We start from the raw sequence: 26,483 nt of genomic DNA, 5'->3' as shown, positions 1-26,483 counted from the left end.
GGGCCCATCAGCGCCGGCGAACGCCGTAGATCGCCGCGCCCACGGCAACTACAGCCAGCCCGGCGAGTACCGAACTCAACGGCAGCGAGAACGCCAGCACCAGGCAGCCGACGAGGCCGACGGCCGGGATCACGCGACGACGGACGAGCGGCTCCAATGTGTATGCCGACACGTTCGCGATCGCGTAGTACAGCAGCACCGCGAACGACGAAAACCCTATCGCTCCACGTAGATCCACCACGGCGGCCAGGATGGCCACGACAATTCCGACCAGCATCTCGGCCCGGTGCGGGACGGCGAACCGCGGGTGCACGGCGGCCAGTGCATGCGGCAGGTGATGGTCGCGGGCCATCGCCAGCGTCGTGCGCGATACCCCGAGGATCAGGGCCAGCAGGGAGCCCAGTGCCGCGACCGCCGCCCCCGCGCGCACCACCGGCTGCCACTGCGGCGAGCCCGCTGCGGCGACCGCGTCGGCCAGCGGCGCGGGTGCTTCCGCCAGGCCGGGGCCGCCGAGCACCGCCAGCACGGCGACCGCCACCACGGCGTAGATCACCAGCGCGATGCCCAGTGCGATCGGGATCGCGCGGGGAATGGTGCGGGCCGGGTCGCGGACCTCTTCGCCGAGTGTGGCGATCCGGGCGTATCCGGCGAACGCGAAGAACAGCAGCCCGGCGGCCTGCAGCACCCCACCGACACCAACGTCGTCGCCGATCCCCAGGTGGGCAGGGTCTGCCGCGCCGGAACCGGCGATGATCACCACCACCGCTGCCAGCACCGCCAGCACGCACGCGACGATGACGCGGGTCAGCAGTGCCGACTTCTGGATTCCGGCGTAGTTCACCGCGGTCAGGGCAATCACCGCGGCGACCCCTACGGCATGGGCCCACTGCGGCCACACATATACCCCGACCGTTAATGCCATCGCCGCGCACGACGCGGTCTTGCCGACGATGAAACTCCACCCGGCCGTGTATCCCCAGAACTCGCCGAGTCGTTCGCGCCCGTACACATAGGTGCCGCCCGATTGCGGGTAGCGCGCGGCCAGTCGGGCCGAGGATGTCGCATTGCAGTACGCGACGACGGCGGCAACGGCGAGGCCGATGAGCAGTCCGGTTCCGGCGGCGGCCGCCGCGGGGGCCAGGGCGGCGAAAATGCCCGCTCCCACCATGGACCCCAGGCCGATCACGACGGCGTCAGTGGTTCCGAGCCTGCGCTGCAGCCCGCCGGGCGTGGTCACCCGGCGATCCTAGTTCCGTGCCGGCTATCGGGTAGGCCGGAGAGGATGAAAGAAGACCCCTTCAGCGCGGACGGTGACGCCGTCCGAGGTGGAGAGGTGGCCGACGGCGAAGGTCTTCACACCTTCCACCCGGTCGATGTGCGCCTCGGCATGAACGTCGCCGAGTCGGGTGCCGGCCTCGTAGCGCAGTGTGAGTGTTCCCGTCACCGCGGGTCGCCCCGGCTGGTGTGCGGTGGCGCCGAGGACGTGGTCGAGTAGAAGGGCGCAGATCCCGCCGTGCACGTGACCGGCGGGTCCTTCGTAGGCCGCGCCCAGCGTGACATCGGCCCAGACTCGTCCATCGGATTCATGGTGGACCACCAAAGGCGGAGCCAACGCATTGCGGAGTCCGATGACTGCGTTCCCCCACGCGAGCGACTGGCCGTCGACGGGTTGTTGGACACCGAACGAACCAGGGATCAGCGACTGGCTGAGTTCATCGGCCGCCGCATCGATTTTCGCTTTCGCGGACGTGACAGCCCGGAGATCGGCCCGGCTGCGGATGGTCGCATCGACGAGTCGACGGACAGATCCCGTGAGTGACTCGTAAAGCGCTTGTGGGACCTCGGTTTCGCCGTTCACAGACAAGCCGTCACTCCGCTCGCCGCGCAGCCAGGGTCTCGTAATCACCGCGATAGAACAGCAGAGGCTGCCCGATGTGGGCCTGCAGACTGGTGACATGGGCGACCACGATGGTGTGATCGCCCGCCCCGTGCTCGTATTCAAGGTCGGCTTCGATGGTGGCCAGTGTGTCGTGCAGTCGCGGCGCTCCGTTCGCCGCGGGGCTCCAGGCGATTCCGGCGAACTTGTCCGCGCTGCTGCGGGCGAACTGTGCACATACCGCTTCCTGATGGCTGGCCAGGATGTTGACACACATCCGGCCGGTGGCCCGGATCAGCGGCCATGTCGAGGAGGAGCGGGACGGGCAGAACGAGACATAGGGCGGATCCAGTGACACCGATGTGACGGACTGACAGGTGAAACCGAGCGGTCGCTGCCCGTCATGACCGGTGATGACGGCGATGCCGGTGCAGAAATGCCCGAGCACTGCGCGCATGTCCTGGGGTCCCGGCCGCGGATGCGTGGCGTCCGCTGTCGCGGCGTACTCGAGGCTCATCGGTCTCCGTCCCTCGTGTGGTCTGTCCACCAAGAATCGGCCAGTCCTTCACCGTCGGCAACGGTGTCTCCCGGTCAGTGGTTCGGCCGGACAAGCATCGTGACCTCGATTGTTACCCTTGCACCATGGAAGAGTCCGAGCAGACAGCCAAGCCGGCGCTGGCCGCGAACAGCTGGGCGCTGCTCGGGTTGCTGTCATACGAGCAGGAACTCTCCGGCTACGACATCCGCAAGTGGCTCGGCTGGAGTATGCGCTTCTATCACGGCAGCCCCGCTTTCAGCCAGATCTATTCCGATCTGAAGAAGCTGGAAAAGATGGGTTACCTGACCTCGCGGGTGGACGGCACCGGTACGCGAAACCGCCGCCTCTACAAGATCACGCAGTCCGGCCTGGATGCCGTCACCCGGTGGGCCCGGGACACACCGCCGGATCCGCCGTCGTTGAAGCACCCGGCGCTGATGCGGGTGACGATGGGCCACCTGAGTGATCCCGCCACCCTGAAGCAGATGCTCCAGGAGCATCTTGCCTATGTGGATGGGATGCAACGCGACGCCGCCAAGGAGGCCCGCTGGTCCGCAGCCGATCCGGCGTGGGCATACGCCAAGATCGCGTTGGATTGGGCGGATCGCTACTACGCGTCCGAGCGGGAACTGACGCTGCAACTGATCAAAGACCTCGACGAAGCCGAGGCAAACTTCCCGAAAGTCGGTGAAGGCGCGAAGATCCCGTGGCCAGATCCTGCGTACTGGTACGAGATCGAGAGGAAAGCCGACGCCGAAGACATAGAAGACACAGACTGACCTTCCGCCCGTCGCGCTTACCTTCCCGCAGCGTCGCGGGCAGCGATGTAGCCGTAGACCAACCCCTGTGCGATGGTCGCGCCGGCACCGGGATAGGTGTTGCCGAATGCGTTGGCAGCGGTGTTGCCGATCGCATAGAGCCCGCCGATGACGGTGCCGTCCTCGCGAAGCACTCGGGCACGGTCGTCGGCTCGTAGACCGCCGCACGTACCCAGGTCGCTGAGCACCATCTTGATCGCGTAGAACGGGCCCTTGACCAGCGGACGCAGATTCGGGTTCGGCGTGATCGTGGGATCGCCGTAGTAACGATCGTATGCACTGCGGCCGCGTTCGAAGTCGGGATCCTCACCGGCGAACGAGTTCTCGTTGAACCGCCTGACGGTGGCCGAGAAGCTGTCTTCTGGCACCCGCATCTTGGCGGCCAGCTCGGTGAAATTGTCTGCCCGGACCGCAATTCCAGCGTCATACCACGCCTGAGGGATCGGCATGCGCGGAAACAGTTCGGCGGCAAAGACGTAGCTGTTGCGGTACTGCTGATCGAAGACGATCCACATGCTCTCGACCGGGGTTCCCGAAGCTTCCCGTTCCAGGACGCGTTGCCCGAAGCTCATGTAATCGGCCGATTCGTTCGCAAACCGATGACCGTCCTGGTCGACGATGAACGATCCGGGCAGCGACCGCTCGGCGAGCATCACCGCAGGAGCTGCTCCGGGAAGTGGCGCCACCGCCGGGAACCACCATGATTGATCCATCAAGGCGATGTCGGCGCCGACGTCCTGTCCCAGTCGGATGGCGTCTCCGGTGTTGGATTCGGCACCGAGGCTGAGATTGTCTCCGAGAGAGTCGGATTGGAACTTGCGCCGCATCTTCATGTCGTGATCGAAACCGCCGGCGGCGAGTACGACGCCGCGCCGGGCGGTGACGGTGAAGGTATTGTCGCCATGCTCGACGACGGCCCCCGTCACTCGGTCTCCGTCGGTCACCAGCTCGGTCAGTGAGGTTTCGAGCCAGATCGGAATGCCGGCCCGGATCGCCCCGGCGAACAATCCGGCGGCCAAGGCCTGACCACCGGCGGCGTAACGCCTACCGATGGCGAGTCCGCCGATGCCCTGTGCAAGTCGTTTGGCGATGGTGGGCAGCCCTTTTCGTGGCACCCGGCTCATCAGGTTCAGCCAGCGGTAGTCGGCACCGGTGGTCGGCATCGGAATCTTGACTTCCATGACCCCGGGCCGTAGGTCGGCCAGGTATTCGCCGAGCACGGCTGTGTCGAGCGGGCGGCATTCGCAGGTGCGCCCCGCCGCCGATCCACCGGGTGCCTCGGGGTGATAGTCGGAGTACTCCTTGGCCCAGAACAGCTTCATGGGTGTGGTTCGGCGCAACATGTCGACCGTGGCCGGCAGGTTGTCGAGGTATGCGGCGGAGCGCTCTCGAGGCGCGGAATCCCCGACCACTGACTCCAGGTACGTGTGTGCCCGAGACGCAGGATCGTTGCCACCGCAGTCCTCGATCACCGGGCTCGACGGCAGCCAGAGGGCACCACCCGAACGGGCTGTCGAACCCCCTACGTAGGACGACTTCTCGACGACGAGAACGGACAACCCCTGCTCGCGGGCTGCCAGGGCCGCGGCGAGGCCGGTTCCGGATCCGACGACGAGAAGGTCGACGTCGGTGGCGGCAACGGTCAGTCCGGCGGGAATGGTCTTGTGGCTGGTGGCGGTCACGACCGGAGACGATAGGGCGACAACCGGCAAAGTTGATTCTGATCTCCTGTTGAGCGGAACACTGACCTTCCCGCCGGTCCGTTACCGCAGTTCAATGGGGCCATGACGACGCACGCAGCTACCGACGAAATTCGGTTGATCGAGGCCGGCTCGGTTCCCACCAGATTCGCCCGCGGTTGGCACTGCCTGGGGCTGGTCCGCGATTTCGGTGATGGAAAGCCTCACCAGATCAACGCCTTCGGACAGAAGCTGGTGGTGTTCCGCGGTCAGGACGGCGCCATCAACGTGCTCGACGGATACTGCCGGCACATGGGCGGAGACCTCTCGCAGGGGACGGTGAAGGGCAATGAAATCGCTTGCCCGTTTCACGACTGGCGCTGGGGCGGCGACGGCCGCTGCAAGATGGTGCCCTATAGCAAGCGCACTCCGCGATTGGCGAGAACCGCGGCCTGGCCCACGCTGGAGCAGGACGGCATGCTGTTCGTCTGGAATGACCCCGAGCGCAAGCCGCCGCCGGCGGATGTGACGATTCCGCGCATCGAGGGGGCCACCAGCGACGGGTGGACCGAATGGCACTGGTACACCACGGTCGTCAAGACAAACTGCCGCGAGATCATCGACAACGTCGTCGATATGGCGCATTTCTTCTACATCCACGGTTCGCTTCCCACGCACTTCAAGAACATTTTCGAAGGTCAAGTCGCGACTCAGTACATGAAGAGTGCCGGCCGGCCGGATATCGGGGACCCCGAGGGGTCCAAGCTGCTCGGGACCACCTCGCTGGCCGCCTACCACGGCCCATCGTTCATGATCGACGATCTGACCTATCACTACCAGGAGTTCGATCAGCGCACGGTCCTGATCAACTGCCACTATCCGATCGATGCCAATTCTTTTGTGCTGCAATACGGCATCGTGGTGGAGAAGAATGCGGCCATGCCGGAGGAACTCGCCATGGAGACCGCTATCGCACTCGGCGACTTCGTCAAGATGGGATTCGAGCAGGACGTCGAGATCTGGCGCAACAAGACGCGGATCGACAATCCGCTGCTCGTGGAAGAGGACGGCCCGGTGTACCAGCTGCGGCGCTGGTATGAGCAGTTCTATGTCGATGCGGCGGACGTCGCGCCGGACATGGTGGACCGCTTCGAATTCGAGCTGGACACCACCCGGCCGTACGAGGCCTGGATGAAGGAAGTGGAAGCCAATCTGGCTGCCCGCACTGCCACCTCCGGGTCCGTGGGGTGAGGATGGCCGTCCGCCCGGACAATCGTCTCGACGACGCACCGATGGCGCCGGTGACCTGCGCACGCTGCGGTTCCGGCGTCGAGGTGCGCAAGAGCAGCTGGAACCAGACCAGCGTTCAGTGGACCAGGGCTGCGCTGGATCGTTGTGAAGAACGTTGTACCGCAGCGCAGTTGGCCGACAGCGGTGCGCGAGGCCTGTTCCTGGCCTGCTCGGCCTTGGGCGGGTCCATCGTCGACGCCGTGCGTTCGGGAGCGTTGCGGGTCGTCGACGAGACGTCGTGAAGCCCGGAAACCGTCGGCTACCCCTTCAAGAGGCCGACGGTACGGGCGATCCGTTCTGACAGTTCGCCCGATGCGATGCGCTGCTGAGTGAATGCGGTGATGTTGGTGATCCAGACGTCGGAGAGCAACTCGGCTACATCCATATGGCGCGACGTCAATTGTCGGTCTCCGAAAGCGCTGACGAAGATCCGGACTACCTGCCCGCGCACTATGTCTGCCTGGGCCGCAGCGGTGCCGTCAGCGTAGAGGTAGGGCCTGATCATGGCCTCCGCCAGAAGTGGTGACGAGGTGAGCTTTTCGGTGAGTTTCAGGGCCGCGTGCAGCAGACGCTGAAACGGATCCGAATCCCTGGTGCCGTAACCATGCTCGGTTTCGAAATCCCACAGCCACTCGTAGAAACACCCGAGCAGCAGGTCGTCTTTGGACGGAAAGTATTGGTACACAGTGCTGGCAGACACACCTGCGGCGGAGGCGACTGAACGGATCAGGCATGCGTCATAGCCGTGACGGGCCAGTTCGGCTGCGGCGGAGATGATCCGTTCACGTCGCGCGTTCCGCACGAGGCTGTGCAACACTGCCGACTCCTCAGCACATAGATCGGAATTAGTTGCCAAAGATTTCCAGTGGACCCACATACGCGCGGTTGGCCTTGATGCGTTCGGTGATACGCCAAGAACCATCGGCGTCCCGCCGCCAGGTGTCGTGATAGTCGCCCAGCGTGTAGAAACGGGTGGACGGGTCGCCGGCAGAATTCAGGTGGACGTCGCGGATGTAAGCCTTGCTCGTGGCGGTGTCGCCCACGACATCGATGATGATGTTCCCAACAGATGTTGGGTAGGGCCACAACTGCCGAGGAACCCGCGAATCATGTCGATGATCGCGGTAGCGCCCACCAAACGTCCGGTACCGAAATCTCCTTCGACGTCTTCGGCCAGGATCGCGGCCATCGTCGCCCAGTCGCGGTTGTCCATGGCGCGGGCGAACAGATTCAGCGCCCGTTCGATGTCTCGCTCGTCGCGCATCACGCTCAGAGCGACTGAATCCATACCCGTGTTCCTTCCATTGCTCAGGCGTGCGCGCCGCCGTCGACGCGAATCTCGGTGCCGGTGATGAACGCGCCGTCATCGGAGGCGACCATCGCGATGACCGAAGCGACAGCACTTGGATCACCGAGGATTTCGCTTTCGGTGCCGTGCAGCAGCGGGGTCTGCTTGGCCCACAGTCCGAGGTCGTATCCCTCGGGCATCTTGTCAAGCGTGCTGTTGGCCAGGGCCGTTGACACCCCGCCGGGCTGGATGTTCACCGCACGCAGCCCTTGCTTGGAGTACTCCAACGCCAGGGAGTGGGTGAAGCTGAGTATGCCGCCCTTGCTGGCTGCATACGCCGCCATGTACGGGTGCGCGAACGTCGCCGCTGTCGAGGTGAAGTTCACGACGACGCCTCGTCCCGATTCGAGCAGAGCAGGGAGCGCCTGGCGCGTCATGAGGAAGGTGCCGGTGAGGTTCACCGCCAGCGTGCGGTTCCATTCTTCGAGGCTGGTCTCGTGGGTGTGCGAACAGGTTTGCATCGCAGCCACATTGACCAGCACCTCAAGTCCACCCAGTTCGGCCACCGCCGCCGACACAGCGGCGATCACGTCCTCCTCGCGCGATATGTCGAGGACGGCCGTGGTGAGCCGCTTGACGGTGCCGGCATCTTCGGCGGCTGCAGCCGTCGAGGCCAGACCGTCGGCGGAGATGTCATAGGCCACCACGGTTGCGCCTTCGTCGAGCAGACGAGCGACGGTGGCCGCGCCGATCCCGGAGCCGGCGCCGGTGACGATGACACGGCGATCTATGAGGCGTTCCATCAGTTATTCCCTTTCGGATCAGGCGAGTTGAAAGGCGGAGATCGGAGCCTCTTCCGGATAGCTGCTGGGCCCACCGAGGTCGTAGGCGGCGTTGAGCGCAGCGATGAACGCCGGGTCGTGCAACGGCTCGGCAGGTACGTCGAGCTTGATGCCCTTGCCCTTGAGATCGTCGACCATCATTCCGATGGCGCGTTCGATCGTGATGTCGTCCGAGCCGTCCATGTTCTTCTTGAGTTCTTCGTAGTCGGAGAACACCTCAGCAGACCAGTGGACGAGGAACCTCAGCTCGTCGGTGTGGTGGCGGGCAATGACATCTTCGCCGTTCTTCAGCAGCCACTGGTCGCGGTCTGCCGGGTCGCCGGTGAACACGGTGTCGAACGCCAGGCCGGCCGGAACCTGTTGCTCCAATGGGCCATTGGCTTCCCCGCGGTGCACCATCATCTCGTTCTGCACGACGACGCCGCGGTTGTTGATCGGCGGCAGCACCCGGGCAGGCGGCTTGAGCGGACCCTCAGGCCAGTAGGTGAAGCCCGAACCTTCGTCGAGGGAGAACCAGGTGATCACCTGGGCCATCTTGATCAGGTAGTCGGTGAACAGGCCGGACTTGCCCATCACGCTGCACAGCCAGGTCGGGGCGTTCTCGTGGCGGACTCCCCGGAAGCTGGGGGAGTCCAGGTGGCCGGGATCGCGGTTGGCACACGGCCCGTTGATGTTGAACAGCATGATTTCCGGCTTGGCGTACTCCGCGTTCCAGTAGCTCTTGGCCTGCTCGATGAAACCGGCGTTGTAGAAGCAGTCATGCAGCTCGGGGTACAGAACGGTGCCGTAGTTGGCCAGGTAACCGCGGAACGTCGGCGTGAGGAACAGGTCCAGTGACGGGGTGAATCCTTCAGGGAAAGCGCCGCTCATGGTGGCCATCAACTCGTCAGCCGAGGCGAAGTGCTGGGCGATGATGAGCTTCCAAGGGCCCTGGGTATGTACGACGTCGAGCAGTCTGCGCTTCTGGTCTTCGGTGTAGATATCGGTGAGCTCGCGCGGCGGGGCGACAGGACGCAGGATGTCGGACAGGTCCATCCGTCGGTCGTCGGTCAGCATTCTTGTCTCCTAAAGGCTTTCAGCGGTATCGCTCGCTCGAGTCTGGAGCCACTGCGAATTTTCGAACGCGGAGGTGACCACTGATCGGGACACCAGTTCGAAGCTGCACCGGTACGTAGCGGCCGTTTGCTCAGCTGCGCGCAGATGTCGTCGCGCGGCAGATCAACGTCACGAGACCGTCGATCTCCTCGTGTGTCAGCGCTCGCCTTTCTAAGAGTGAGACGGACACGGCCGGCGCCAGCATCATCTGGAGCAGGATGGCGGGATCCTCATCAGGGCTCACTTCGCCGCGTTCGACGGCTCGTCCGATCATCGTGAACCAGTGTGGGAGGTCGTTTCGGTACCAACCCATCATCGTGTCGTTCAGTGACGGGTACCGACCCGAGATCATCGTGGCCATGATCCCGCGCTCGACGGGATCGGCTGCAAGCGAGGCGAGCTCGGTGACCAGGGAGCGGACATCGCTCTCCCACGCTCCGGTGTCCGGAGCATCGGTGCGATGACGAGCGTGGAAGGCAAGGGCATCGTTGAGCAACTCGGTCGAGGTCGGCCACCAGCGATAGATGGTGCCGCGGTTGATGCCCGACCGATCGGCGACCTCGGCGATCGGCAGTTCGACCTTGCCTTCGGTCAACAGTTCCAGGCACGCGCGCATCACCGATACCCGGACCTGCTCGCTCCGCCCTCCGGGCCGGACCCGTGGCTTGGCTGCTGAATCCGGGACACCCATGCGACCGGTCTACTACGGCAGGCCGGTCGTGAATCATCGCCTCCCACTGAGCGGTCCAACTGGAAGGCGTTAACGCGACATTCTGTTCAAATAACCCCTGCGGTGGTCGCCGGAACCCCTCGGAAAGGGACGTACTCCCAAATGCACATCAGCATGGGTCTTCCGACCCTCTTCCCTCACGGGCGCGAGACGGAGCTTGCGTGGTACCGCAAGATCGACGAAGGGCCGTGGGACGGCCTCGTCACCTACGAGCGGGTGCTCTACCCCGATAGCTGGTCGGTCCTCCCGCAACTCGCCGCCGCGGCAGCGATGACCGAGCGCGTGCGGCTCTGGACGGATGTCGTTGCGCTCCCGATGCGGGACCCGGTCCTGTTCGCAAAGGACCTGGCGACCGTCGATGTCCTGTCCGGGGGGCGCCTGACGCTCGGAGTGGGCATCGGCGCATGGGATGAGGACTACCTCGCGGTCGGCAGTGCACTCGACCGGAAGCGTCAACGTATGGACGAGGCCGTAGCGGCGATGCGCAGAGTGTGGGCCCAAGACCCTCCCATCGAAGGACACCATCCCGTAGGGCCGCAGCCCGTGCAGGTTGGGGGCATCCCGCTCGTCGCCGGAGTCGTCGGTCCCAAGGCGCTCGCGCGCGCCGCGCAGTGGGCTGACGGCGTGAGCGACCCGGCGCACTCACTCCATTTCGACGCCGACGCGTTGGCTGCGCAGCGTGAGCGCGTCATGGAGGCCTGGCGGGTGGCGGGAAGGACGGACCGGCCGCATTTCTCCGCACCGATCTGGTTCGCGCTCGGTCCGGACCCGGAGAACCAGCTCGGGGAGCATGTAAAGGATTTCTGGAACCAAGATGTCGACCTCACCGGAGCTGAGTCCTCCTTCCTCACCGCCCCGACCGCAGGGACGTTGAATTGTGGAGCATCCGGGCTCCTCGCAGCCGTGAACGGCGCACGCCAAGCGGGTCTCGATGAGCTCAGGCTCGTCCCGACGACCGCCGACCCCGACGAAATAGACCGGGCGCGAGAGGTACTCGGTATCTGATCCCGCCGCAAGGGGTTCCGAGGGCCTTCCGCAAGCTCACTGGCTGGGACTGTGCGATGTGCCGTCGAAGAGTCTGTCGAGGTAGTAATCGATAGCGGCCGACGCGGCGTCGGGATCGATGACGCCGAGGTCGAGAAGCGGGGTGAACCCGGTCAGCGCGAGCAGAAGGTTGGTCTCGATGACCGGATCGCGATCCGGCGGGATGTGGCCGTCGGCAATTGCCTGCCTGATCAGGCGTTCGGTCAGTGCTCTGCCGTCCCGGAGTCCGAGGCGGGCCCGGTCATGCAGCTCTGGGTCGTGCAGCGCCTCGAGGGTGTAGGCGGCACTCATACGGCTGGTGGCGCGGGCGTCTGCGTGCAGGGGCAGCATCTCTATGAGGATCACGCGCAGTGCGTCTCGGGGGTGCGGGGGTGAGCCGAGACGCTCGAGGCTTTGGGCCACGCGCTGCGAGGTCTGTTCGGAAGCGAACTCCATCGCGAATTCGAGCATCGCTGTCCGGGATGCGAAGTAGTGCTGGACCTGGCCGAGGGAGACGCCCGCCGCGCCGGCGACCTCGCGCATCGTCGCCCGGGACCAGCCTTGTTGTTCCACTACCCGCCACAGCGCGCGTGCGATGGTTTCACGGCGTTCTCGGTGGTCGACCTGTTTCGGCACGCGCACCCCCTTTCGTTATTACCATACATCTGACTTAATACATATGACTTGGAAAGGGGCGGTGCGAATGGCCAGGCGACCGAGGAACGACCCCGAGCTGGAGGCAGCATATTTCGCGGCCTACGACGCGGTGATGGCCAATTGGCCGGTGCCGGCCGAGACGGTCGATCTTCCGGGACGGTATGGGACGACACGGGTCACGTCCGCGGGCCCGACCGCAGCGCCGTCGCTGGTCCTGCTCCACGGATACAGCGGCACGTCCGGAATGTGGTATCCGGTAGTCGGTTCGCTGGCCGAGGAGCATCACGTGCGGGCCGTGGACACCATGGGCGAGCCGGGCCGCAGTCGACACACCGGCGCAGCCTTGACCAGCATGGAAGATCTCGTGGACTGGCTGGCGGAAACTCTCGATCTGCTCGAGTTACCCGCCGCTGACCTGTGCGGCCAGTCCCTGGGTGGGCACCTCGCGCTCCGGTTCGCGCTCGCCCATCCCGAACGGGTGCGGCGGCTGGTCCTGCTCGATCCGCCCTTGGCCTTCGCCGGTCTCAGCCCTGAGTTCGAGGAGCTTGGCCGGAACCGCGACCCGCACCCGACTTTCGAGGATGCTCGCGCGATGCTGGCACCGGGCGCTCGCGGCAGCGGGCCGGCCCATCTGGAGGTTTACCTTGACCTGCTCGCGCACGGAGCCGCGCACTTCCCGGCCTCGCCGATCGTTCATCCGCACCTGCTGGACGGGCTGACGCACCTGCCGGTCCCGACCCTCGTCGCCCTGGCCGGGGCGAGTCAGGTGCACGATTCGGAGGCGGCAGCGGAAGTCGCGCGGCGTGCCGGGGCGGACACGGTGATCCTTCCCGGTGCGGGGCACGGTCTCCTGGCCGACGTCGAACCTGTCCGCAGCCGGGTCCTCGAACACCTCCGGCAGCAGGACTCGCTGACCTGATACCGCGAAGGCGAACCCCGAACGGGGAGACCCTCAGAATCCCAAGGGATGCGCGAACTTCGCCCGCAGTAACGCGCCGATCTCCGCCAGGGCCAACCGTCCCCGCGCGGTGGTGTCCGAGCGCATCAGAAAGCCGTGGTACATACCGGGATAGCGCGTGACGGTGGTCTGCACGCCCGCATCGCGTAGACGCCCGGCGTAGCGCTCGCCCCAATCACGGATCGGGTCGCACTCCCCGGTCACCACGATGGCCGGCGGCAGGTCACGAAGGTCGGTCGCATACGCCGGGACCTGATACGGGTCTCGCGGTGCTCCGCCACGGTCGACCAGTTCGTGCATGTAGACAATGTCCTCATGCCGCAGCAGTGGGGCGTCGGGCATGGCGGTGATGGACGTCGCACCCATGTCCCGATCCAGGCCGGGATACAGTAACGCCTGGGCGCAGATTCGCGGGCCGCCGTGATCACGGGCCGCCAATGTCACTGCGGCAGCCAGCGATCCGCCGGCGCTGTCGCCGACGACCGCCAGTCGCCTTGCATCGAGGTTCAGTTCGTCGGCATGGGCGGCAACCCATTTGGTGGCCGCGTAGGAGTCGTCGAATTGGGCCGGTGACGGCGATTCCGGTGCCAGTCGGTACTCGACCGCCGCCACCGCGGCGCCGCTGGCGTGTGCCAGTTCGCGCGCGAGCGGCTCGAACGAACGATTGGAACCCATCACGAGCCCGCCGCCATGTAGGTACACGAGTACTGGCAGCCCGGGCTCGGGGCTGGGTCGATAGAGGCGTAGCGGTATCGGACCGGCCGGGCCCGTGGCCGTCAGGTCTTCGATGCCCGCCATGGCCGGCATCTCGGGCAGCGGTGCCGATTCGAGGCCGGCCCGCACGGCCTGTAGGCCGCGGGCCCGCATGGGAGCGACCTCGCCGAACGAGGCCACTCGGGCGGCGGCATCGGGATCCATTGGTGGATAGGTCATTTCAGCTCTGGGCCGGGTCGAAACGGCGCTCGGTCCGTAAGCGGGGAGCCTCCTGGTTGCTCAACACCCGGGCCCGCTCGGCCATCGCCGAGCCGACGTAGTCGGGTTGGGTGAGCAGATAGAACCGGCCTTCGGCGGCCTGCTCGAACACCACCTCGGCCGCGGCCAGCGGATCCATCGCCTCGGCCTTGATGTCGAGCATGGCGGCGCGCTGTCCTTCGGCCGCGCCGGCATCGCCGGACTGGACTCCGCCTGCCGATTCGAAGATGTTGGATACCACGGCGCCCGGTAGCACCGCCTGCACGTGCACATGATGGTCATGGCCGGCGGACTGCACTTCCAGGTGCAGGCATTCGGTCAGGGCCAGAACAGCATGCTTGCTCATGATGTAGGGCGCCTGCAGCGGGACAACGGCCACACCGCCGATCGAGGACAGGTTCCATACCCAGGCAGGTGCGTCGGTGGCCATCATCTTCGGCAGGAATGCCTTGACGCCGTGGAACACTCCGCTGATGTTGATGTCGACGACGCGTTGCCAGTTGTCGACCGGGGTGTCCCACAGATATCCGAACTGCTCGATGCCTGCGTTGTTCACCAGCAGGCGTACCGGTCCGAGTTCGCGGTAGACGTCGTCTGCCATCGCTTGCACCGCAGCGGCATCACGCACATCGCACTCCACGTCGGTCGCCATCCCGCCGGCGGCCATAATCTCGTCGCGCAGATCCGCGACGGCATCGGCGTTGATGTCGACCAGCACCACCGTCATGCCCAACCGGCTGGCATGCCGCGCGAGGCCGGCACCGATTCCGGCGCCGGCACCCGTGATGACGGCGACTCCGCCCCCGAAGAACTCTGCGGCGTTCACGCGGAAGGGGCGCCGGCGGCCACGGCCTTGGCGGTGTGCTCGGCGAACGGGACCGAGTCCTCGGCGTCGAGCACGACATTCAGCGAGGTGAAGACCAGACCGTCTTCCGACTGCCGGATCCCGGCATCGACGACCCCACTGGACACCGCGAACGGCACGTTGTTGGTGATCTGGTTGACGAACAGATAGAAGCGGACGTTGGTGACCTCGCCGTCGACTCCGGTGCGGAACACGTTGGTCGCGTGATGACGGCACGGGTAGGGGTTCTCGTTGCGGTGCTCGATGAGCCAGGCCAAGGTCTCGGCCCTACCGCGCAGTTCTGCGGCCAGAAGGTGCTCGAACGGGCAGGCACCGGAGTCCGAGCGGCTCAGGTACTCCATCTCGTCGGCGAGGCGGATGCCCACCTCATCGAAGTGACCCTGGTCGTAGTGGTACCAGAAACCGGAGATGAACTCTTGGACATCGGACAGGGCGATCTGGTTGCTCATGCCGGCAGTCAACCCGTGATGTGGCGCCGGTAACAGCACCGGTGACCGGTCAGCGGAACACCAAACCGCTAGGCGCCGGCGATCAACGCCCAGAGCTGTTGTCCGCCTGCCGCAACGGCCGCCGCCGCAACCCGGTCATCCCAGAAGCGCACGGAGCCGAATTCCGAACGCCAGGCCAGAGCTGCGCGGGTGAACTCGTGCAAACGATGCTCGTGGGTGGTGCCGATCGCGCCGTGCACCTGGTGCGCGTTGCGGGTCACGACCGAGGCGGCATGCCCGGCACACGATCGCGCGGTCGCGATCTGGAAGTCCAGTTGAGCTGACTGCCAGTCTGTTCCGATGGCGGTGTGCAGCGCCGCCTCGGTGGCGGCCCGCGCCAGCGCCGCCTCTGCCGCCGCATCCGAGATCAGGCTCTGAATCGCCTGGAATTTCGCCAGCGGGCGCCCGAACTGCACCCGTGACGCCACGTGTTCGATGGACAGCGCCACAGCACGATCGAGCGCCGCGCACACCTGAATCGCCCGTACCATCGCCGATTTGCGGCCGAGCTGGTCCACCAGGGCGGTGGGCACCGGATGACCGGTGATTCCGGTGGTGTCGACGGCGATGGTGTCGCGCGGCTCGCCGATCAAGTTGGTGCCGAGGGCGAGCGACAGTTCCGTGGTGTCGAACTCGGTAAGCCGGTAATCGTCGCCGGCCGGCCAGAGCGCGACGATCCGTTCCACGTCAGCGGCCCAGGGCACAGGCGTGGTGGATTCGCCGCGGAGTGGGGCCACAGACACCGTGCGCACGGCGTCATCGATGGGTCGGCCGAGGGTCTCCAACAGCCAACAGGCCAGCAAGTCGTGTTCGGCTAGTGGGATGCGGACACCGTGGCGGACTGCGGCACTGAGCAATTCGGCTGCCTCGAGCCAACCTGCGCCGCTGCCACCGGATTCCTCGGCGCCGGTCAGTCGGACCAGACCGAGGGAGTCGAGCCGCTGCCACAGTGCGCGGTCGTACTCGATGCGCTCGCCGGGGACCCCGGTGGGTGCGGTCTGGCAGTATCCGAAGACGCTGTCGATCATCGCCGCCAGGTCGGGGTCCACCGCGGACAGCGTGCTCAGGGCGAGCTCGGAGGTGCTCATCGCATACCTAATCCCCGCGCGATGACACCGCGCAGTACTTCGTTGGTTCCGCCGCGCAACGTGAAGCCGGGGCGCTGATCCACCGAGGTGGCCACCAGGTGCGCCCACTCAGCGTTCCTCGCGGCGTCATCTCCGGTCTGCCGATCGGCGAAGTCCGCGATGTCGCCTTCGACCGTGGTGCCGAGAACCTTGACGACGGCTGCTGGAACGTCGGGGTTCTCACCGCGCTCCAGGGCGCCGGCAACCGCAGTTGACATGTGATGCAGTCCGGCGACTCGCGCCACCAGACGGCCCAATTCGGGGCCATCTGAGGTGTTTTCGAGTGCGAGGGCCAAGAGCGGGAAGGTCGACAGGAATCTCTCCGGCCCGCTGCGCTCGAAGCTCAGCTCGGAGGTGACCTGGGTCCAGCCGCGGCCGATCTCGCCGAAGACCATGGCATCGGGAATGAACACCTCGTCGAGCAGAACTTCGTTGAAGTGGTGCCCGCCGTTCATCGAGATGATGGGGCGGACCTGCACCCCGGGGGCGCGCAGGTCGACGATGAACTGGCTCAACCCGGCATGCCGGTGCGCCGGATCGACCGGTTCGGTGCGGGCCAGCACGATGAAGGCATGAGCCCGGTGCGCTCCCGACGTCCACACCTTGGTGCCGGTGATCGACCACCCGCCATCGACCCGTACCGCACGGGTGCGGACGCTCGCCAGATCCGAGCCGGAATCCGGTTCGCTCATCCCGATTCCGAAGAAACACTCACCACGCACGATGCGAGGTAGGAACTCTGACTTCTGCTCTTCTGTCCCGTATTTCAGGAGCGACGGCACGATCTGGCGGTCGGCGATCCAGTGGGCGGCAACCGGGGCGCCCGCGGCCAGCAGTTCCTCGGTCACCACGAACCGTTCCTGAAATGAGCGGCCATGACCGCCGTAGTGCGCGGGAACCGTCATGCCCAGCCAGCCCTGCTTCGCCAGGGATGCGGTGAAATTCTCGTCCCATCCGCACAGCCAGGCATCGACGGAAGGCTTGAATGCACCGGCGGCCAACTGTTCGGCCAGGAAGCCACGGACTTCCCGGCGCAACTCGTCCAGGTGTGCGCCGGTCACGATGTCCGCCACTTCGCGATGCGGCGTTGGTGCTCGGCGTCGTGGTGGGCGAGCGGTTGCATCGCCGCCGCCATCGAGAGCGTCGATTCCAGGGAGCCGGTCGTCGATTCCTGCAACAGGCGCTTGGCCATCCGCAGCGCGTGCGGTGGGTTGACCGCGATCCGGTCTGCCAGCACCCGCGCTTCATTGAGGAGGTCTTCGTGAGGTACCACTCGGCTGACGAGTCCCCATTCCAACGCCGTTGCGGCGTCGATCCGTTCGCCGGTGAAGGTGAGCTCGGCGGCACGGGCATAGCCGATGGCGCGCGGCAGGAACCACGTGCCGCCATCGCCCGGGATGAGGCCGAGCTGCACGAAGCTCTCGGCGAAGGATGCGCGCTCGGAGGCAATCCTGATGTCGCACATCATCGCCAGATCGCACCCGGCGCCGATGGCGGCGCCGTTGACCGCAGCGATCAGAGGGACTTCGAGCCGACCCAGGGCACGTGGGATCCGTTGGATCCCATCGATGTAGGCCCGCCGCTGGTCGATGGCATCCAGACCGAACATGCCCTGGCGGTCGGCCATCTCCTTGACGTTGCCGCCGGCGGAGAAGATCTTGCCCGCACCGGTGAGGATGACCGCGCCCACGGTGTTGTCGGCGTTGACCGCGTCGACATTGTCCTCGAATGCGGCGATGACGTCCTTGCCGGTGATGGCATTGCCGACGTCGGGAAGGGTGATCGTCCAGATTTGTACCGGTCCGTCGGTGTGGACGTCGAGCGGTGAGGTCACGCACGCTCCTTGAGCTGAAGGGATTTGGTCTGGAGGTACTCCTCGAAGCCGAACCGGCCCAGTTCACGGCCGATCCCGGACTTCTTGTACCCGCCGAACGGGGCGGCTGGGTTGTAGGCGCCGCCGTTGATGTCGAGCTGGCCGGTCTGCACCTGACGGGCGAAGGCGATGGCGTCGTCGTCGGTGGCGGCCCACACCGCGCCCGACAGGCCATAGGGGGTGCCATTGGCGATGCGCAGTGCATCGTCGGTATCGGTGAAGGGCGTCACGGCCAGCACGGGGCCGAACACTTCTTCCTGACCGAGTTCGGAGTCGGGATCCACATCGGCGAAAACCGTTGGTGCCACGTAGTACCCGACATCGCGGATCGGTTCTGCGCCACCGATCAGGAGCCGAGCACCGTCGCGCTGGGCGCGTTCGATGAAGCCACGCACCGAGTCGAACTGCGACCGCGACGACGACGGTCCGATCCGGGTCGCCGGGTCGCGCGGATCGCCCACGGTATAGCGGCCCACGGCGGATTCGATGAGGTCCAGCGCCTCGCCATATCGATTCTGCGGCACCAGCATCCTGGTCCAGGCCATGCAGGTTTGACCGCCGTTGAGGAAGGCATTGCCCACCCCGACCTTGACCGCGGTCGCCAGATCAGCGCCGTCGAGGATGACGTTGGCCGACTTGCCGCCGAGCTCGAGGGCGACCTTCTTGATCGACTGGCCGGCAAGCTCTCCGACGCGCGCACCCACACCGGTGGACCCGGTGAACGAGACGAAGTCGACGTCCGGATGCGAGGCGAGACGTTCGCCGATCACCCGGCCGGGGCCCGAGACGAGATTGATGGTCCCCGGTGGCAGGCCCGCCTCTTCGCAGGCCTCGACGAAGGCGAAAACCGAAAGTGGGGCTTCGTTACTGGGTTTGAGCACGACGGGACACCCCGAGGCGATGGCCGGCAGCACCTTGGCGACCACCTGGTAGAGCGGATAGTTCCACGGCGTGATGGCCCCGACGACGCCGTAGGGCTCCCTCAGGACCAGCGAGTTGCCGATGTGCTCTTCGAATTCGAAGGTCTCCAGCACATCGGCGAAGCCCTTGGCCACCGCCAGCGGTACCTGCGTCTGCACCGTCTGCGCGATGCGTATGGGGGCACCCATCTCGGCGGTGATGAGTTCGGCGATGTCGGGTAGGCGTTTCTCCATCGCAGCGATGACCCGCTGCACCCGGTCCCGGCGTTCGTCAACGGTGATGAGCGGGTCGAACGCCTGACGGGCCGCGGCCACCGCGGTGTCGACGTCGGCGGCGTCGCCGTTGGGCACGTGGCCGATCACGGATTCGGTCGCGGGATCGATGACTTCGATGAACCCGTCCCCCGAGGGGGTGATCCAGCTGCCGTCGATGAACAGTCTGTCGTGTTCGAAAGTGGGCACTGTTGTCCTTACCTGGGTTTATGGCGCGATGCTGGCGCGGATATCGCGCTTGCCATCGGCCGCGGTGAACGCTTCGTTGATGTCGTCGAGTGAGTACGACGCCGCGGCGAGTCGCTCGAACGGCAGCTGGTGCTGGTAACGGTCGAGGAAGGTCAACGCGCGGGACAGGACTGCCGGGTCATAGAGCGAGACCCCGACCATGGTCTTGTTGGTGAAGACGAACCGGGACGGGTCGAACTCGAACGTCTTGCCGATGTTGATGTTGCCGATCTCGACGTAGCGGCCGAACTGGGCGAGCATCTGGAGACCCTCGTCGATGGCCGACGGGTGCCCGACAACCTCGACCACCACGTCGGCGCCCTGGCCGTCGGTCAACTTACGCACTGCTTTGGCGCGGTCCTTGGGCGTGGCGACCTCGTTGAGGTCGATCACCGAGTCAGCTCCGAATGCGGTTGCCAGTTCGAGCCTTTCGGGCACGCCGTCGATGGCGATCACGTTGGCCGCCCCGCGCGCCTTGGCCACGGCCACCGCGTAGAGACCGAGTGCGCCGGCTCCCTGAACCACCACGTGCTCGCCGAGTTGCAGATCGACCCGTTCCAGGCCGTACATCACTTGGGACAGCGCGCAGTTCGCGCCCGCGGCGATATCGTCGCTCAGGGTGTCCGGAACCGTGTAAACGACTGCCCCGGCCGGCAACAGGTAGTAGTCGCCGTAACCGCCGACGAAATACGGAGGTTCGTCAGCGCGGCCCAGCATCGCCATTTTCAGGTTCAGGCAGGCGTTACGGCGCCCTGCCAGACAGTTGCGGCAGCTGTGGCAGCAGTAGAAGTACGGGAACACCACTCGCGTGCCTTCGGCCAGGGATTTGCCGTTGGAGTCGGCCGTCACCCCGTCGCCAAGCACTTCGATGGCGCCGACCATCTCGTGACCCAAGACGGTAGGTAGCTGTCCACCCAAGCCGCGGGTGGCGAAGGTGCCGTGCCAGGCATGTACATCTGAACCGCAGATGTTCGTCCGCAGAACACGGACCAGGATTTCTCCGGGCCCGACGTCAGGCAAAGTCACCGTTTCGATCTGAAATGGTTTGCCGGGTTCGTCGAAGCGCGCGATGCGTCCGGTTCGAGAGGTGTTGGCGTGAGATTTGGAGTGCACAGTGTTCCTTCAGTTTCTGTTGGATTCGAGGCTGAATCGCTGTCGCAGATCGCGTTTGAGCAATTTGCCGCTGGGGTTCTTGGGCAGGGAATCGACGAAGAAGATCTGTTTGGGGGTCTTGAACCCGGCGAGATGGTCACGGCAGTGACGAAGGACCTCGTCTTCGGTCACGGTGGTGCCGGCGCGAGTCACCACTGCGGCGACGACGGCTTCCACCCAGATCGGGTGCGCCACCCCGAAGACCGCGGCTTCTTCTATCCCGCTGTGCCGGTAGAGAACTTCTTCGACCTCGCGGCTGGCGACATTCTCGCCGCCGGTTTTGATCATGTCTTTCTTGCGGTCGACGACGTGTAGCAGGCCGTGCTCGTCGTAGAAGCCCAGGTCGCCGGAATGGAACCAGCCGCCGGCGAAGGCCTGGGCGGTCTTGTCCGCATCGTCGAGGTAGCCCAGCATCAGATGCGGGCTGCGGTGGGCGATTTCACCGACGGTGCCGGGCGTGACCGGCACGTCGTTGTCATCGAGGATGACGGTTTCGACGTTGACCACAGGTCGGCCGGCCGCCCCCGCGTGGGCATCCTGCTCGGCAGGCCCCAGAGCTGAGGCCAGCGGGGCCATCTCGGTCTGGCCGTAGAAGTTCCACAGACGGAGATTGGGCAGGCGCCTGCGCATCTCGTGCAGGATCTCGGTTGGCATCGGTGAGGCGCCGTAGTAACCCTTGCGCAGGCTGGACAGGTCTACCTCGTCGAACACCGGACTGCGCAGCAGACTGATCCACACCGTCGGTGGCGCAAAGTAATTGGTGACGCCGTGGCGCTCGATCGTCCGCAGTACCAGCTCCGGCTCGGGGCGCGGCAGGATGATGCTGGTGGCACCCAGGTAGATGTCGGTAGCCAGGAAATTATCCAGCTGCGCGCAGTGATACAGAGGCAGGGAGTGGATTTCGACGTCGTCGCCGGACATCGAGCCGGCCACGATGGTGCTGATGTACTGCCACATCAAGCTGCGGCTGCTGTGCATGACGCCTTTGGGCCGCGACTCGGTTCCGCTGGTGTACATCACCCGCACCAGCTGATCGTCATCGATCCGGCAATCGGGTACAGCCGCCATAGTGGTGAGCCATTCGGCGAAATCCGTCCAGCCGGGGGGACTGGTTTGACCGGCGGGTACGAGCGCTGTCTTGGTGCGAACTGCTGTCCCCACGGCCATGGCCTGTTCGGCCACCGGGATCAGGTCCGCCTCGACGATGAATCCGGCGGCCCGGCTGTGGCCGAGGATGTACGAGATCTCCTCCGGCATCAGCATGAAATTGATCGGAACCAGCACCACGCCGGCGCGGGCGGTGGCGAAGGCCAACACTGCGTACTCCCAGCAGTTGCGCGACAACAACGCCACTCGGTCACCGGGAAGTAACCCGTTCTCGTGCAACGCGGCCGCCGCGCGGTCCACCAGGTGATCGAACTCGGCAAAACTCAGGACGACGTCGCCGTCGATGATGGCGGTCTTCTCAGGTTGCTTACGCGCCGACCGGCGGGGGATATCTGCCAGGCTGTGGCTCCGGGCCCGGGCGATGACGGCGGCAAGGTCGTCGGAATGCATGGTCGGCAGAGTAGGCATGCCACCGATGGCCACGGTGGTTCGTCTCCCGCTCAGTAGACAGGGTGGGCGCGGTCACGGTCCCGATCCTTCGATACTCGAAACCATGACCGCTACCACTGAATCCTCGTCACTCGCGGATCGTGCTCCAGACCCTCACGTCCTGCGCACCCATCTCCTGGAAGCGGACCCCGGTGTCCTGGTCGCGGTGTTGGCACAGCTGACAGGTGATCCATCGGTCATCGATCGGTACGCAGCCAAGATCGACCACGTGCCCGATCCGCCCGAGCGAGCCGGATCGACCGATCCCCAGACCGCCGAGACGCTGGCCGACGAAGTCATCGCCGCGCTCGGCCGGCCGAGACCGGCTGGTGCGCTGCCGGTAGACGATCGCGAGTTCTTCGCCAGCCTGCTCCCGATTGCGCTGGGCGGTCCCGTCGACGACGAACACGTCGACCTGCTGTTGGAGCAAGGCGGATTCCGCCCGTCTCATCCGACGTTGCCGCGAACGACGCCGATTCCCTCTTCCACGAAAGTGGCGATCATCGGTGCCGGTATCGCAGGTATCGCGGTCGCGCTGGCCGCTGCGGAGGAGGGCGTGCAGTTCGAGATCTTCGACCGCAACGACGAAGTCGGCGGAACCTGGCTGACCACCACCTACCCGGGCATCGGCGTGGATACTCCCTCGGCGTATTACTCGCTGTCGCGCGAGGTGAACCCGGACTGGTCGAACTACTATCCGCAGGGCGCGGAATACCAGGCCTACCTTGTTTCGCTGGCCGACAAGCATGACCTGCGCCGCCACATCCGGTTCGGTACCGAGGTCGAAGCCTTGTGGTGGGACGAGGAGCGGGGGCAGTGGGAGATCCACTCCCGCTCTGCCGATGGCACCCAGAGCATCGACCATGCCACTGTCGTCGTCACCGCTGCCGGCTACTTGAACCGTCCCCGATTCCCGGAGATCAAGGGTTCAGATACCTTCGCTGGAACGAGTATTCACTCGGCGCAATGGGACCCGTCACTGGATCTGACGGGTAAGAAGATCGCGGTGATCGGTGCCGGTTGCACTGCGGTGCAGATTGTCGACGCCTGCGTCGACGAGGTCGAGCACCTGACCGTCTTCCAGCGCCAACCGCACTGGGTTGCCCCCCGAAAGCGCCCTTCCGACGAGGTGCCCGAACATCGTCGCTACCTGGGGCGTGCACTGCCGTTCTATTCGATGTGGCATCGGCTCAAGTCGTACTGGGGTACCGCCGACAACAACTACCCCATCATCCTGCAGGACCCCGAATGGTCCAAGACGCACCTGTCGATCTCACCGGTCAACGATGTGCTTCTGCAGATGTGCCTGGATTACATCGACCGGATGTTCGTTGCCGGAACAGAATTGGCGAAGAAGGTGACGCCGGATTTCGCGCCCTACGGCAAGCGGATCATCCGCGATCCCGGTGGTTACTACGCCGCGCTGACCCGCGACCACGTCGACGTAGAGGCGAGCGAGCCCGCGGAGATCAACGAACGCGGCATCGTCACCGCTGACGGTTGTCAGATCGATCTCGACGTGATCATCTATGCCACCGGCTACCACTTGGATTTCCTGTCCACCGTGGATATTCGGGGTCGGGACGGTAAGACCCTGGCCCAGGTGTGGGGCGACAGTCCCAGTGCGTACCGTGGTGGCACCGTACCGGGGTTCCCGAACCTGTTCATCACCTCCGCACCGAACTACAGCCCGGGACATGGTGCAGGCGCGAACTTTTCGATGGAGATCCTGGCGCACTACATCGTGGAGTGCTTGCAGTTGATGGCGCTGCGCGGCGCGTCGACAATGGAAGTCACTCAGGCCGCGTTCGAGGATTACGTCGACGGGATCGACAAGACCATGCAGGGCACGGTGTGGTGCCATACCCCCAACGCGCACACCTACTACCGATCGCAGTCCGGACGCGTCGTGGTGGCCACGCCGTACCGTCTGGTGGATCTGTGGCACCAACATCGCGCGCCGATCGAAGAGGATTTCGTTCTCCGATGAGCCAGATGCTTGCCGGTAAAACAGCATTGGTCACCGGAAGCAGCCGCGGTATCGGTCGCGCGATCGCCCGGCGGTTGGCGGCCGAGGGCGCGACCGTGGCCGTGACCGCGCGCTCCTACACCCCGACACCGTCCACGCGCGCTGGTGTCGCCGAGGCGATCCCGGGAACGATCGAGGAGACCATCGCTCTCATCGAAGACGCCGGCGGTTCGGCCTTCGGAGTGGCTGCCGATCTCGAAGACAGCGCCGCCCGCGACGGCCTGATCCAGGCTGTGGTGGAGCACACCGGAAGGCTCGACATCTTGGTCAACAACGCGGGCTATGCGGACTATTCGGTTGTCGAGGAAATGCCGGTCGAGACCTTCGACCGCACGGTGGAGCATTATCTGAAGACACCGTTCGCGTTGACGAAAGGCGCTGTGCCGCACATGCGCTCGCAGGGTGCCGGCTGGATCGTCAACATCGGCTCGGTGACCGGGGTGGCCCCGGTGCGGCCGTACCGGGACTACAACAAGACGGCGGGCGACGTGATCTATGCGTCGTGCAAGGCTGCACTGCATCGGTTCACCCAGGGGGTGGCCGCCGAACTGCTGGATTCCGACATCGCGGTGAACTGTGTCGGGCCGTCGACGGCGGTACGTACGCCGGGTGCGGCGTCGCTGATCCCGGACAGCTTTCCGACCGAACCGGTCGAGTACCTGGCCGAAACGGTATTGGCGATGTGTCACCTGCCCGCCGCCGAGCGGACCGGTCTGGTCGCGTTCAGCCTGCACTACCCCTGGTCGCAACAACTTCCGGTGCACTCACTGGACGGCAGCACGGTATTGCCGCCGCTGCAGCCGCCGGCCGCGGCGAATCCGAACATCCTGCCCGCGGGGGTCTGAGTCGCCCTCAATTCTTGTCGGTGGTCGGTGCGATGATGGTGTCATGTCTTCGGCAGCAACCTCTTTGGACGCCCGGGTGCCGCCCGGTGAGCGCCTGGAGGTGTTGTTCGACGAGGTGGCCGAGCTGTGCGGTCAGCGCAACGCGATCGATGCGCGCTTGGTGGAGATTGTCGCCGAACTGGAACGCGACGAGCTGTGCGGCGCCACCGGCGCCCGCTCGATTCCGGCAGTGGTGGCCTGGAAAACTGGAGTTACCCCACGCAACGCCGAGACCATCGTCGCCGTCGCGCGTCGGCTCGAGGAGTTCCCCCGCTGCGCGCAAGGGATGCGCGAGGGCCGGCTGTCGCTGGATCAGGTCGGGGTCATCGCCGAGAAAGCCGCCGACGGATCCGATGCGCACTACGCCGAACTCGCGGCCAGCGCGACGGTCAGCCAACTGCGTACCGCGGTCAAGCTCGAACCACGCCCCGAACCCGAATCGAAACCCGAACCGCAGCGGTCGTTCACCCGAATCGAGGGTGACGGGCACACCACCTACAAGATCGTGTTACCACGAGTGGAGGCGGCGAAGTTCGACGCCGCCCATGCATCGCACCGGGACGCGCTGGTCGCCGACTGGAAACATGACCACGACATCGACGAGGACACCGGTGAGCCGACCTCGCTTCAGGCCCCGCCGTTCCCGAACAATGCCGACGCGTTCATGAGCCTGGTCGAGGCCGGCTGGGACTCCGACGTGGCCCGTCGCCCGCACGGGCAGCACACCAACGTCATCGTGCATGCGAATGCCGACAAGCCAGTCGCCTCACTGCATCTGGGTCCCGTGCTGACCGATGAGGAGCGCCAATACCTGCTCTGCGATGCAACATGCGAGGTGTGGTTAGAACGCCATGGACAGCCGATAGGCGTGGGCCGTACTACACGGACCATCAGTCGGCGCCTGCGCCGGGCATTGGAGTACCGCGACCGCTGCTGCGTCGTCCCCGGGTGTGGGGCCACCCGCGGCCTGCATGCCCATCACGTCCGGCACTGGGAAGACGGCGGCCCCACCGAACTCGACAACCTGGTGCTGGTGTGTCCTTATCATCACCGCCTGCATCACCAGGGCGGCATCACGATCAGCGGTACCGCTCACAAGCTCGTCGTGACCGATGACCGCGGCCGCACACTGCGCGGCGGATCACTGGCCCGCCCGCCAACTTCGCGGCCACCCGACGTACCGCCCTACCGCGGACCGACCGGGGAACGCGCAGACTGGTGGTGGTACCAACCCTTCCAACCGCAACCGCAACCGCCACCGACCCTGAACTAGGCAAGCGGC

At 65.4% G+C, this 26,483-nt stretch carries 26 protein-coding genes and 1 pseudogene; 8 read left to right on the top strand and 19 right to left on the bottom strand.

Annotated elements, in window-relative coordinates:
- Positions 1-7 precede the first annotated feature (7 nt).
- From ACNQR1_RS32850 to ACNQR1_RS32840, 3 genes are read right to left on the bottom strand one after another with little or no spacing between them, the layout of a single operon-like run.
- Positions 8-1,237, bottom strand: a complete 1,230-nt coding sequence (locus ACNQR1_RS32850) for an APC family permease (protein ID WP_418049696.1) — start codon at positions 1,235-1,237, stop codon at positions 8-10.
- Positions 1,238-1,261: 24 nt separating this feature from the next.
- Positions 1,262-1,864, bottom strand: coding sequence for a PaaI family thioesterase (locus tag ACNQR1_RS32845; protein WP_418049695.1), 603 nt, complete (start codon positions 1,862-1,864; stop codon positions 1,262-1,264).
- Between the two features lie 4 nt (positions 1,865-1,868).
- Positions 1,869-2,393: a flavin reductase family protein gene (locus ACNQR1_RS32840; RefSeq protein WP_418049694.1), complete on the bottom strand. Its 525-nt coding sequence runs from the start codon at positions 2,391-2,393 to the stop codon at positions 1,869-1,871.
- A gap of 125 nt (positions 2,394-2,518) precedes the next feature.
- Here ACNQR1_RS32840 and ACNQR1_RS32835 point away from each other — a divergent pair, with 125 nt between their 5' ends.
- A complete protein-coding gene (locus tag ACNQR1_RS32835; protein ID WP_418049693.1) occupies positions 2,519-3,193 on the top strand; it encodes a PadR family transcriptional regulator in 675 nt (224 codons plus the stop codon).
- 17 nt (positions 3,194-3,210) lie between these two features.
- Here ACNQR1_RS32835 and ACNQR1_RS32830 read toward each other — a convergent pair whose 3' ends face one another.
- Complete coding sequence (locus ACNQR1_RS32830) at positions 3,211-4,914, bottom strand: 3-ketosteroid-delta-1-dehydrogenase (RefSeq protein ID WP_418049692.1); 1,704 nt, start codon at positions 4,912-4,914, stop codon at positions 3,211-3,213.
- 102 nt (positions 4,915-5,016) lie between these two features.
- Between ACNQR1_RS32830 and ACNQR1_RS32825 the strand changes: the two genes are divergently transcribed.
- Both ACNQR1_RS32825 and ACNQR1_RS32820 read left to right on the top strand, forming a co-directional pair.
- The gene (locus tag ACNQR1_RS32825) at positions 5,017-6,162 is read left to right on the top strand and encodes a Rieske 2Fe-2S domain-containing protein (RefSeq protein WP_418049691.1); all 1,146 of its coding nucleotides are present in this window, start codon (positions 5,017-5,019) and stop codon (positions 6,160-6,162) included.
- Between the two features lie 2 nt (positions 6,163-6,164).
- The gene (locus ACNQR1_RS32820) at positions 6,165-6,443 is read left to right on the top strand and encodes a ferredoxin (protein ID WP_418049690.1); all 279 of its coding nucleotides are present in this window, start codon (positions 6,165-6,167) and stop codon (positions 6,441-6,443) included.
- A gap of 17 nt (positions 6,444-6,460) precedes the next feature.
- Here ACNQR1_RS32820 and ACNQR1_RS32815 read toward each other — a convergent pair whose 3' ends face one another.
- The 5 genes and pseudogenes from ACNQR1_RS32815 to ACNQR1_RS32795 form a co-directional block, all read right to left on the bottom strand.
- Positions 6,461-7,018 (bottom strand): TetR family transcriptional regulator, encoded by a 558-nt coding sequence (locus tag ACNQR1_RS32815; RefSeq protein ID WP_418049689.1) that lies wholly within the window; start codon positions 7,016-7,018, stop codon positions 6,461-6,463.
- Between the two features lie 28 nt (positions 7,019-7,046).
- Positions 7,047-7,414: pseudogene (locus ACNQR1_RS32810) on the bottom strand (nuclear transport factor 2 family protein).
- Positions 7,415-7,509: 95 nt separating this feature from the next.
- Positions 7,510-8,292: an SDR family NAD(P)-dependent oxidoreductase gene (locus ACNQR1_RS32805; RefSeq protein WP_418049688.1), complete on the bottom strand. Its 783-nt coding sequence runs from the start codon at positions 8,290-8,292 to the stop codon at positions 7,510-7,512.
- 18 nt (positions 8,293-8,310) lie between these two features.
- The gene (locus tag ACNQR1_RS32800; RefSeq protein WP_418049687.1) at positions 8,311-9,387 is read right to left on the bottom strand and encodes a hypothetical protein; all 1,077 of its coding nucleotides are present in this window, start codon (positions 9,385-9,387) and stop codon (positions 8,311-8,313) included.
- Between the two features lie 130 nt (positions 9,388-9,517).
- Positions 9,518-10,117 carry a TetR-like C-terminal domain-containing protein gene (locus ACNQR1_RS32795; protein ID WP_418049686.1) on the bottom strand — a complete coding sequence of 200 codons (600 nt, stop codon included), beginning with the start codon at positions 10,115-10,117 and terminating at the stop codon, positions 9,518-9,520.
- A gap of 153 nt (positions 10,118-10,270) precedes the next feature.
- Here ACNQR1_RS32795 and ACNQR1_RS32790 point away from each other — a divergent pair, with 153 nt between their 5' ends.
- Complete coding sequence (locus tag ACNQR1_RS32790) at positions 10,271-11,161, top strand: LLM class flavin-dependent oxidoreductase (protein WP_418049685.1); 891 nt, start codon at positions 10,271-10,273, stop codon at positions 11,159-11,161.
- A gap of 36 nt (positions 11,162-11,197) precedes the next feature.
- On the opposite strand, the gene ACNQR1_RS32785 is transcribed toward ACNQR1_RS32790, so the two are convergent.
- Positions 11,198-11,815: a TetR/AcrR family transcriptional regulator gene (locus ACNQR1_RS32785; protein ID WP_418049684.1), complete on the bottom strand. Its 618-nt coding sequence runs from the start codon at positions 11,813-11,815 to the stop codon at positions 11,198-11,200.
- Between the two features lie 67 nt (positions 11,816-11,882).
- Between ACNQR1_RS32785 and ACNQR1_RS32780 the strand changes: the two genes are divergently transcribed.
- A complete protein-coding gene (locus tag ACNQR1_RS32780; RefSeq protein ID WP_418049683.1) occupies positions 11,883-12,755 on the top strand; it encodes an alpha/beta fold hydrolase in 873 nt (290 codons plus the stop codon).
- A 33-nt stretch (positions 12,756-12,788) separates the two neighbouring features.
- On the opposite strand, the gene ACNQR1_RS32775 is transcribed toward ACNQR1_RS32780, so the two are convergent.
- From ACNQR1_RS32775 to ACNQR1_RS32735, 9 genes are all read right to left on the bottom strand, one after another.
- A complete protein-coding gene (locus tag ACNQR1_RS32775) occupies positions 12,789-13,727 on the bottom strand; it encodes an alpha/beta hydrolase (RefSeq protein ID WP_418049682.1) in 939 nt (312 codons plus the stop codon).
- Position 13,728: 1 nt separating this feature from the next.
- Positions 13,729-14,592, bottom strand: a complete 864-nt coding sequence (locus ACNQR1_RS32770; RefSeq protein WP_418049681.1) for an SDR family oxidoreductase — start codon at positions 14,590-14,592, stop codon at positions 13,729-13,731.
- Positions 14,589-15,080, bottom strand: a complete 492-nt coding sequence (locus ACNQR1_RS32765) for a polyketide cyclase (protein ID WP_418049680.1) — start codon at positions 15,078-15,080, stop codon at positions 14,589-14,591. Before ACNQR1_RS32765 ends, ACNQR1_RS32770 begins: the two co-directional genes overlap by 4 nt.
- Positions 15,081-15,148: 68 nt before the next feature.
- Entirely contained in the window at positions 15,149-16,207 is a 1,059-nt protein-coding gene (locus ACNQR1_RS32760) for an acyl-CoA dehydrogenase family protein (protein WP_418049679.1), read from the bottom strand.
- On the bottom strand, positions 16,204-17,319 hold the full coding sequence (locus ACNQR1_RS32755; protein ID WP_418049678.1) for an acyl-CoA dehydrogenase family protein: 1,116 nt from the start codon (positions 17,317-17,319) through the stop codon (positions 16,204-16,206). Before ACNQR1_RS32755 ends, ACNQR1_RS32760 begins: the two co-directional genes overlap by 4 nt.
- Complete coding sequence (locus ACNQR1_RS32750; RefSeq protein WP_418049677.1) at positions 17,304-18,080, bottom strand: crotonase/enoyl-CoA hydratase family protein; 777 nt, start codon at positions 18,078-18,080, stop codon at positions 17,304-17,306. The genes ACNQR1_RS32755 and ACNQR1_RS32750 overlap by 16 nt, the downstream gene beginning before the upstream one ends.
- The gene (locus ACNQR1_RS32745; RefSeq protein ID WP_418049676.1) at positions 18,077-19,501 is read right to left on the bottom strand and encodes an aldehyde dehydrogenase family protein; all 1,425 of its coding nucleotides are present in this window, start codon (positions 19,499-19,501) and stop codon (positions 18,077-18,079) included. The genes ACNQR1_RS32750 and ACNQR1_RS32745 overlap by 4 nt, the downstream gene beginning before the upstream one ends.
- Positions 19,502-19,519: 18 nt before the next feature.
- Complete coding sequence (locus ACNQR1_RS32740; RefSeq protein ID WP_418049675.1) at positions 19,520-20,653, bottom strand: zinc-binding dehydrogenase; 1,134 nt, start codon at positions 20,651-20,653, stop codon at positions 19,520-19,522.
- 9 nt (positions 20,654-20,662) lie between these two features.
- Entirely contained in the window at positions 20,663-22,249 is a 1,587-nt protein-coding gene (locus ACNQR1_RS32735) for an acyl-CoA synthetase (RefSeq protein WP_418049674.1), read from the bottom strand.
- 103 nt (positions 22,250-22,352) lie between these two features.
- On the opposite strand from ACNQR1_RS32735, the gene ACNQR1_RS32730 reads away from it, so the two are divergent.
- From ACNQR1_RS32730 to ACNQR1_RS32720, 3 genes are read left to right on the top strand one after another with little or no spacing between them, the layout of a single operon-like run.
- A complete protein-coding gene (locus tag ACNQR1_RS32730; RefSeq protein ID WP_418049673.1) occupies positions 22,353-24,278 on the top strand; it encodes a flavin-containing monooxygenase in 1,926 nt (641 codons plus the stop codon).
- Positions 24,275-25,162: an SDR family NAD(P)-dependent oxidoreductase gene (locus ACNQR1_RS32725; RefSeq protein ID WP_418049672.1), complete on the top strand. Its 888-nt coding sequence runs from the start codon at positions 24,275-24,277 to the stop codon at positions 25,160-25,162. Before ACNQR1_RS32730 ends, ACNQR1_RS32725 begins: the two co-directional genes overlap by 4 nt.
- Before the next feature lie 43 nt (positions 25,163-25,205).
- Positions 25,206-26,474 carry an HNH endonuclease signature motif containing protein gene (locus tag ACNQR1_RS32720; protein WP_418049671.1) on the top strand — a complete coding sequence of 423 codons (1,269 nt, stop codon included), beginning with the start codon at positions 25,206-25,208 and terminating at the stop codon, positions 26,472-26,474.
- Positions 26,475-26,483 lie beyond the last annotated feature (9 nt).

The organism is Mycobacterium sp. 48b, assembly GCF_048282725.1.
Taxonomy (GTDB): domain Bacteria; phylum Actinomycetota; class Actinomycetes; order Mycobacteriales; family Mycobacteriaceae; genus Mycobacterium.
This window is presented reverse-complemented; position numbering and strand designations above follow the sequence as displayed.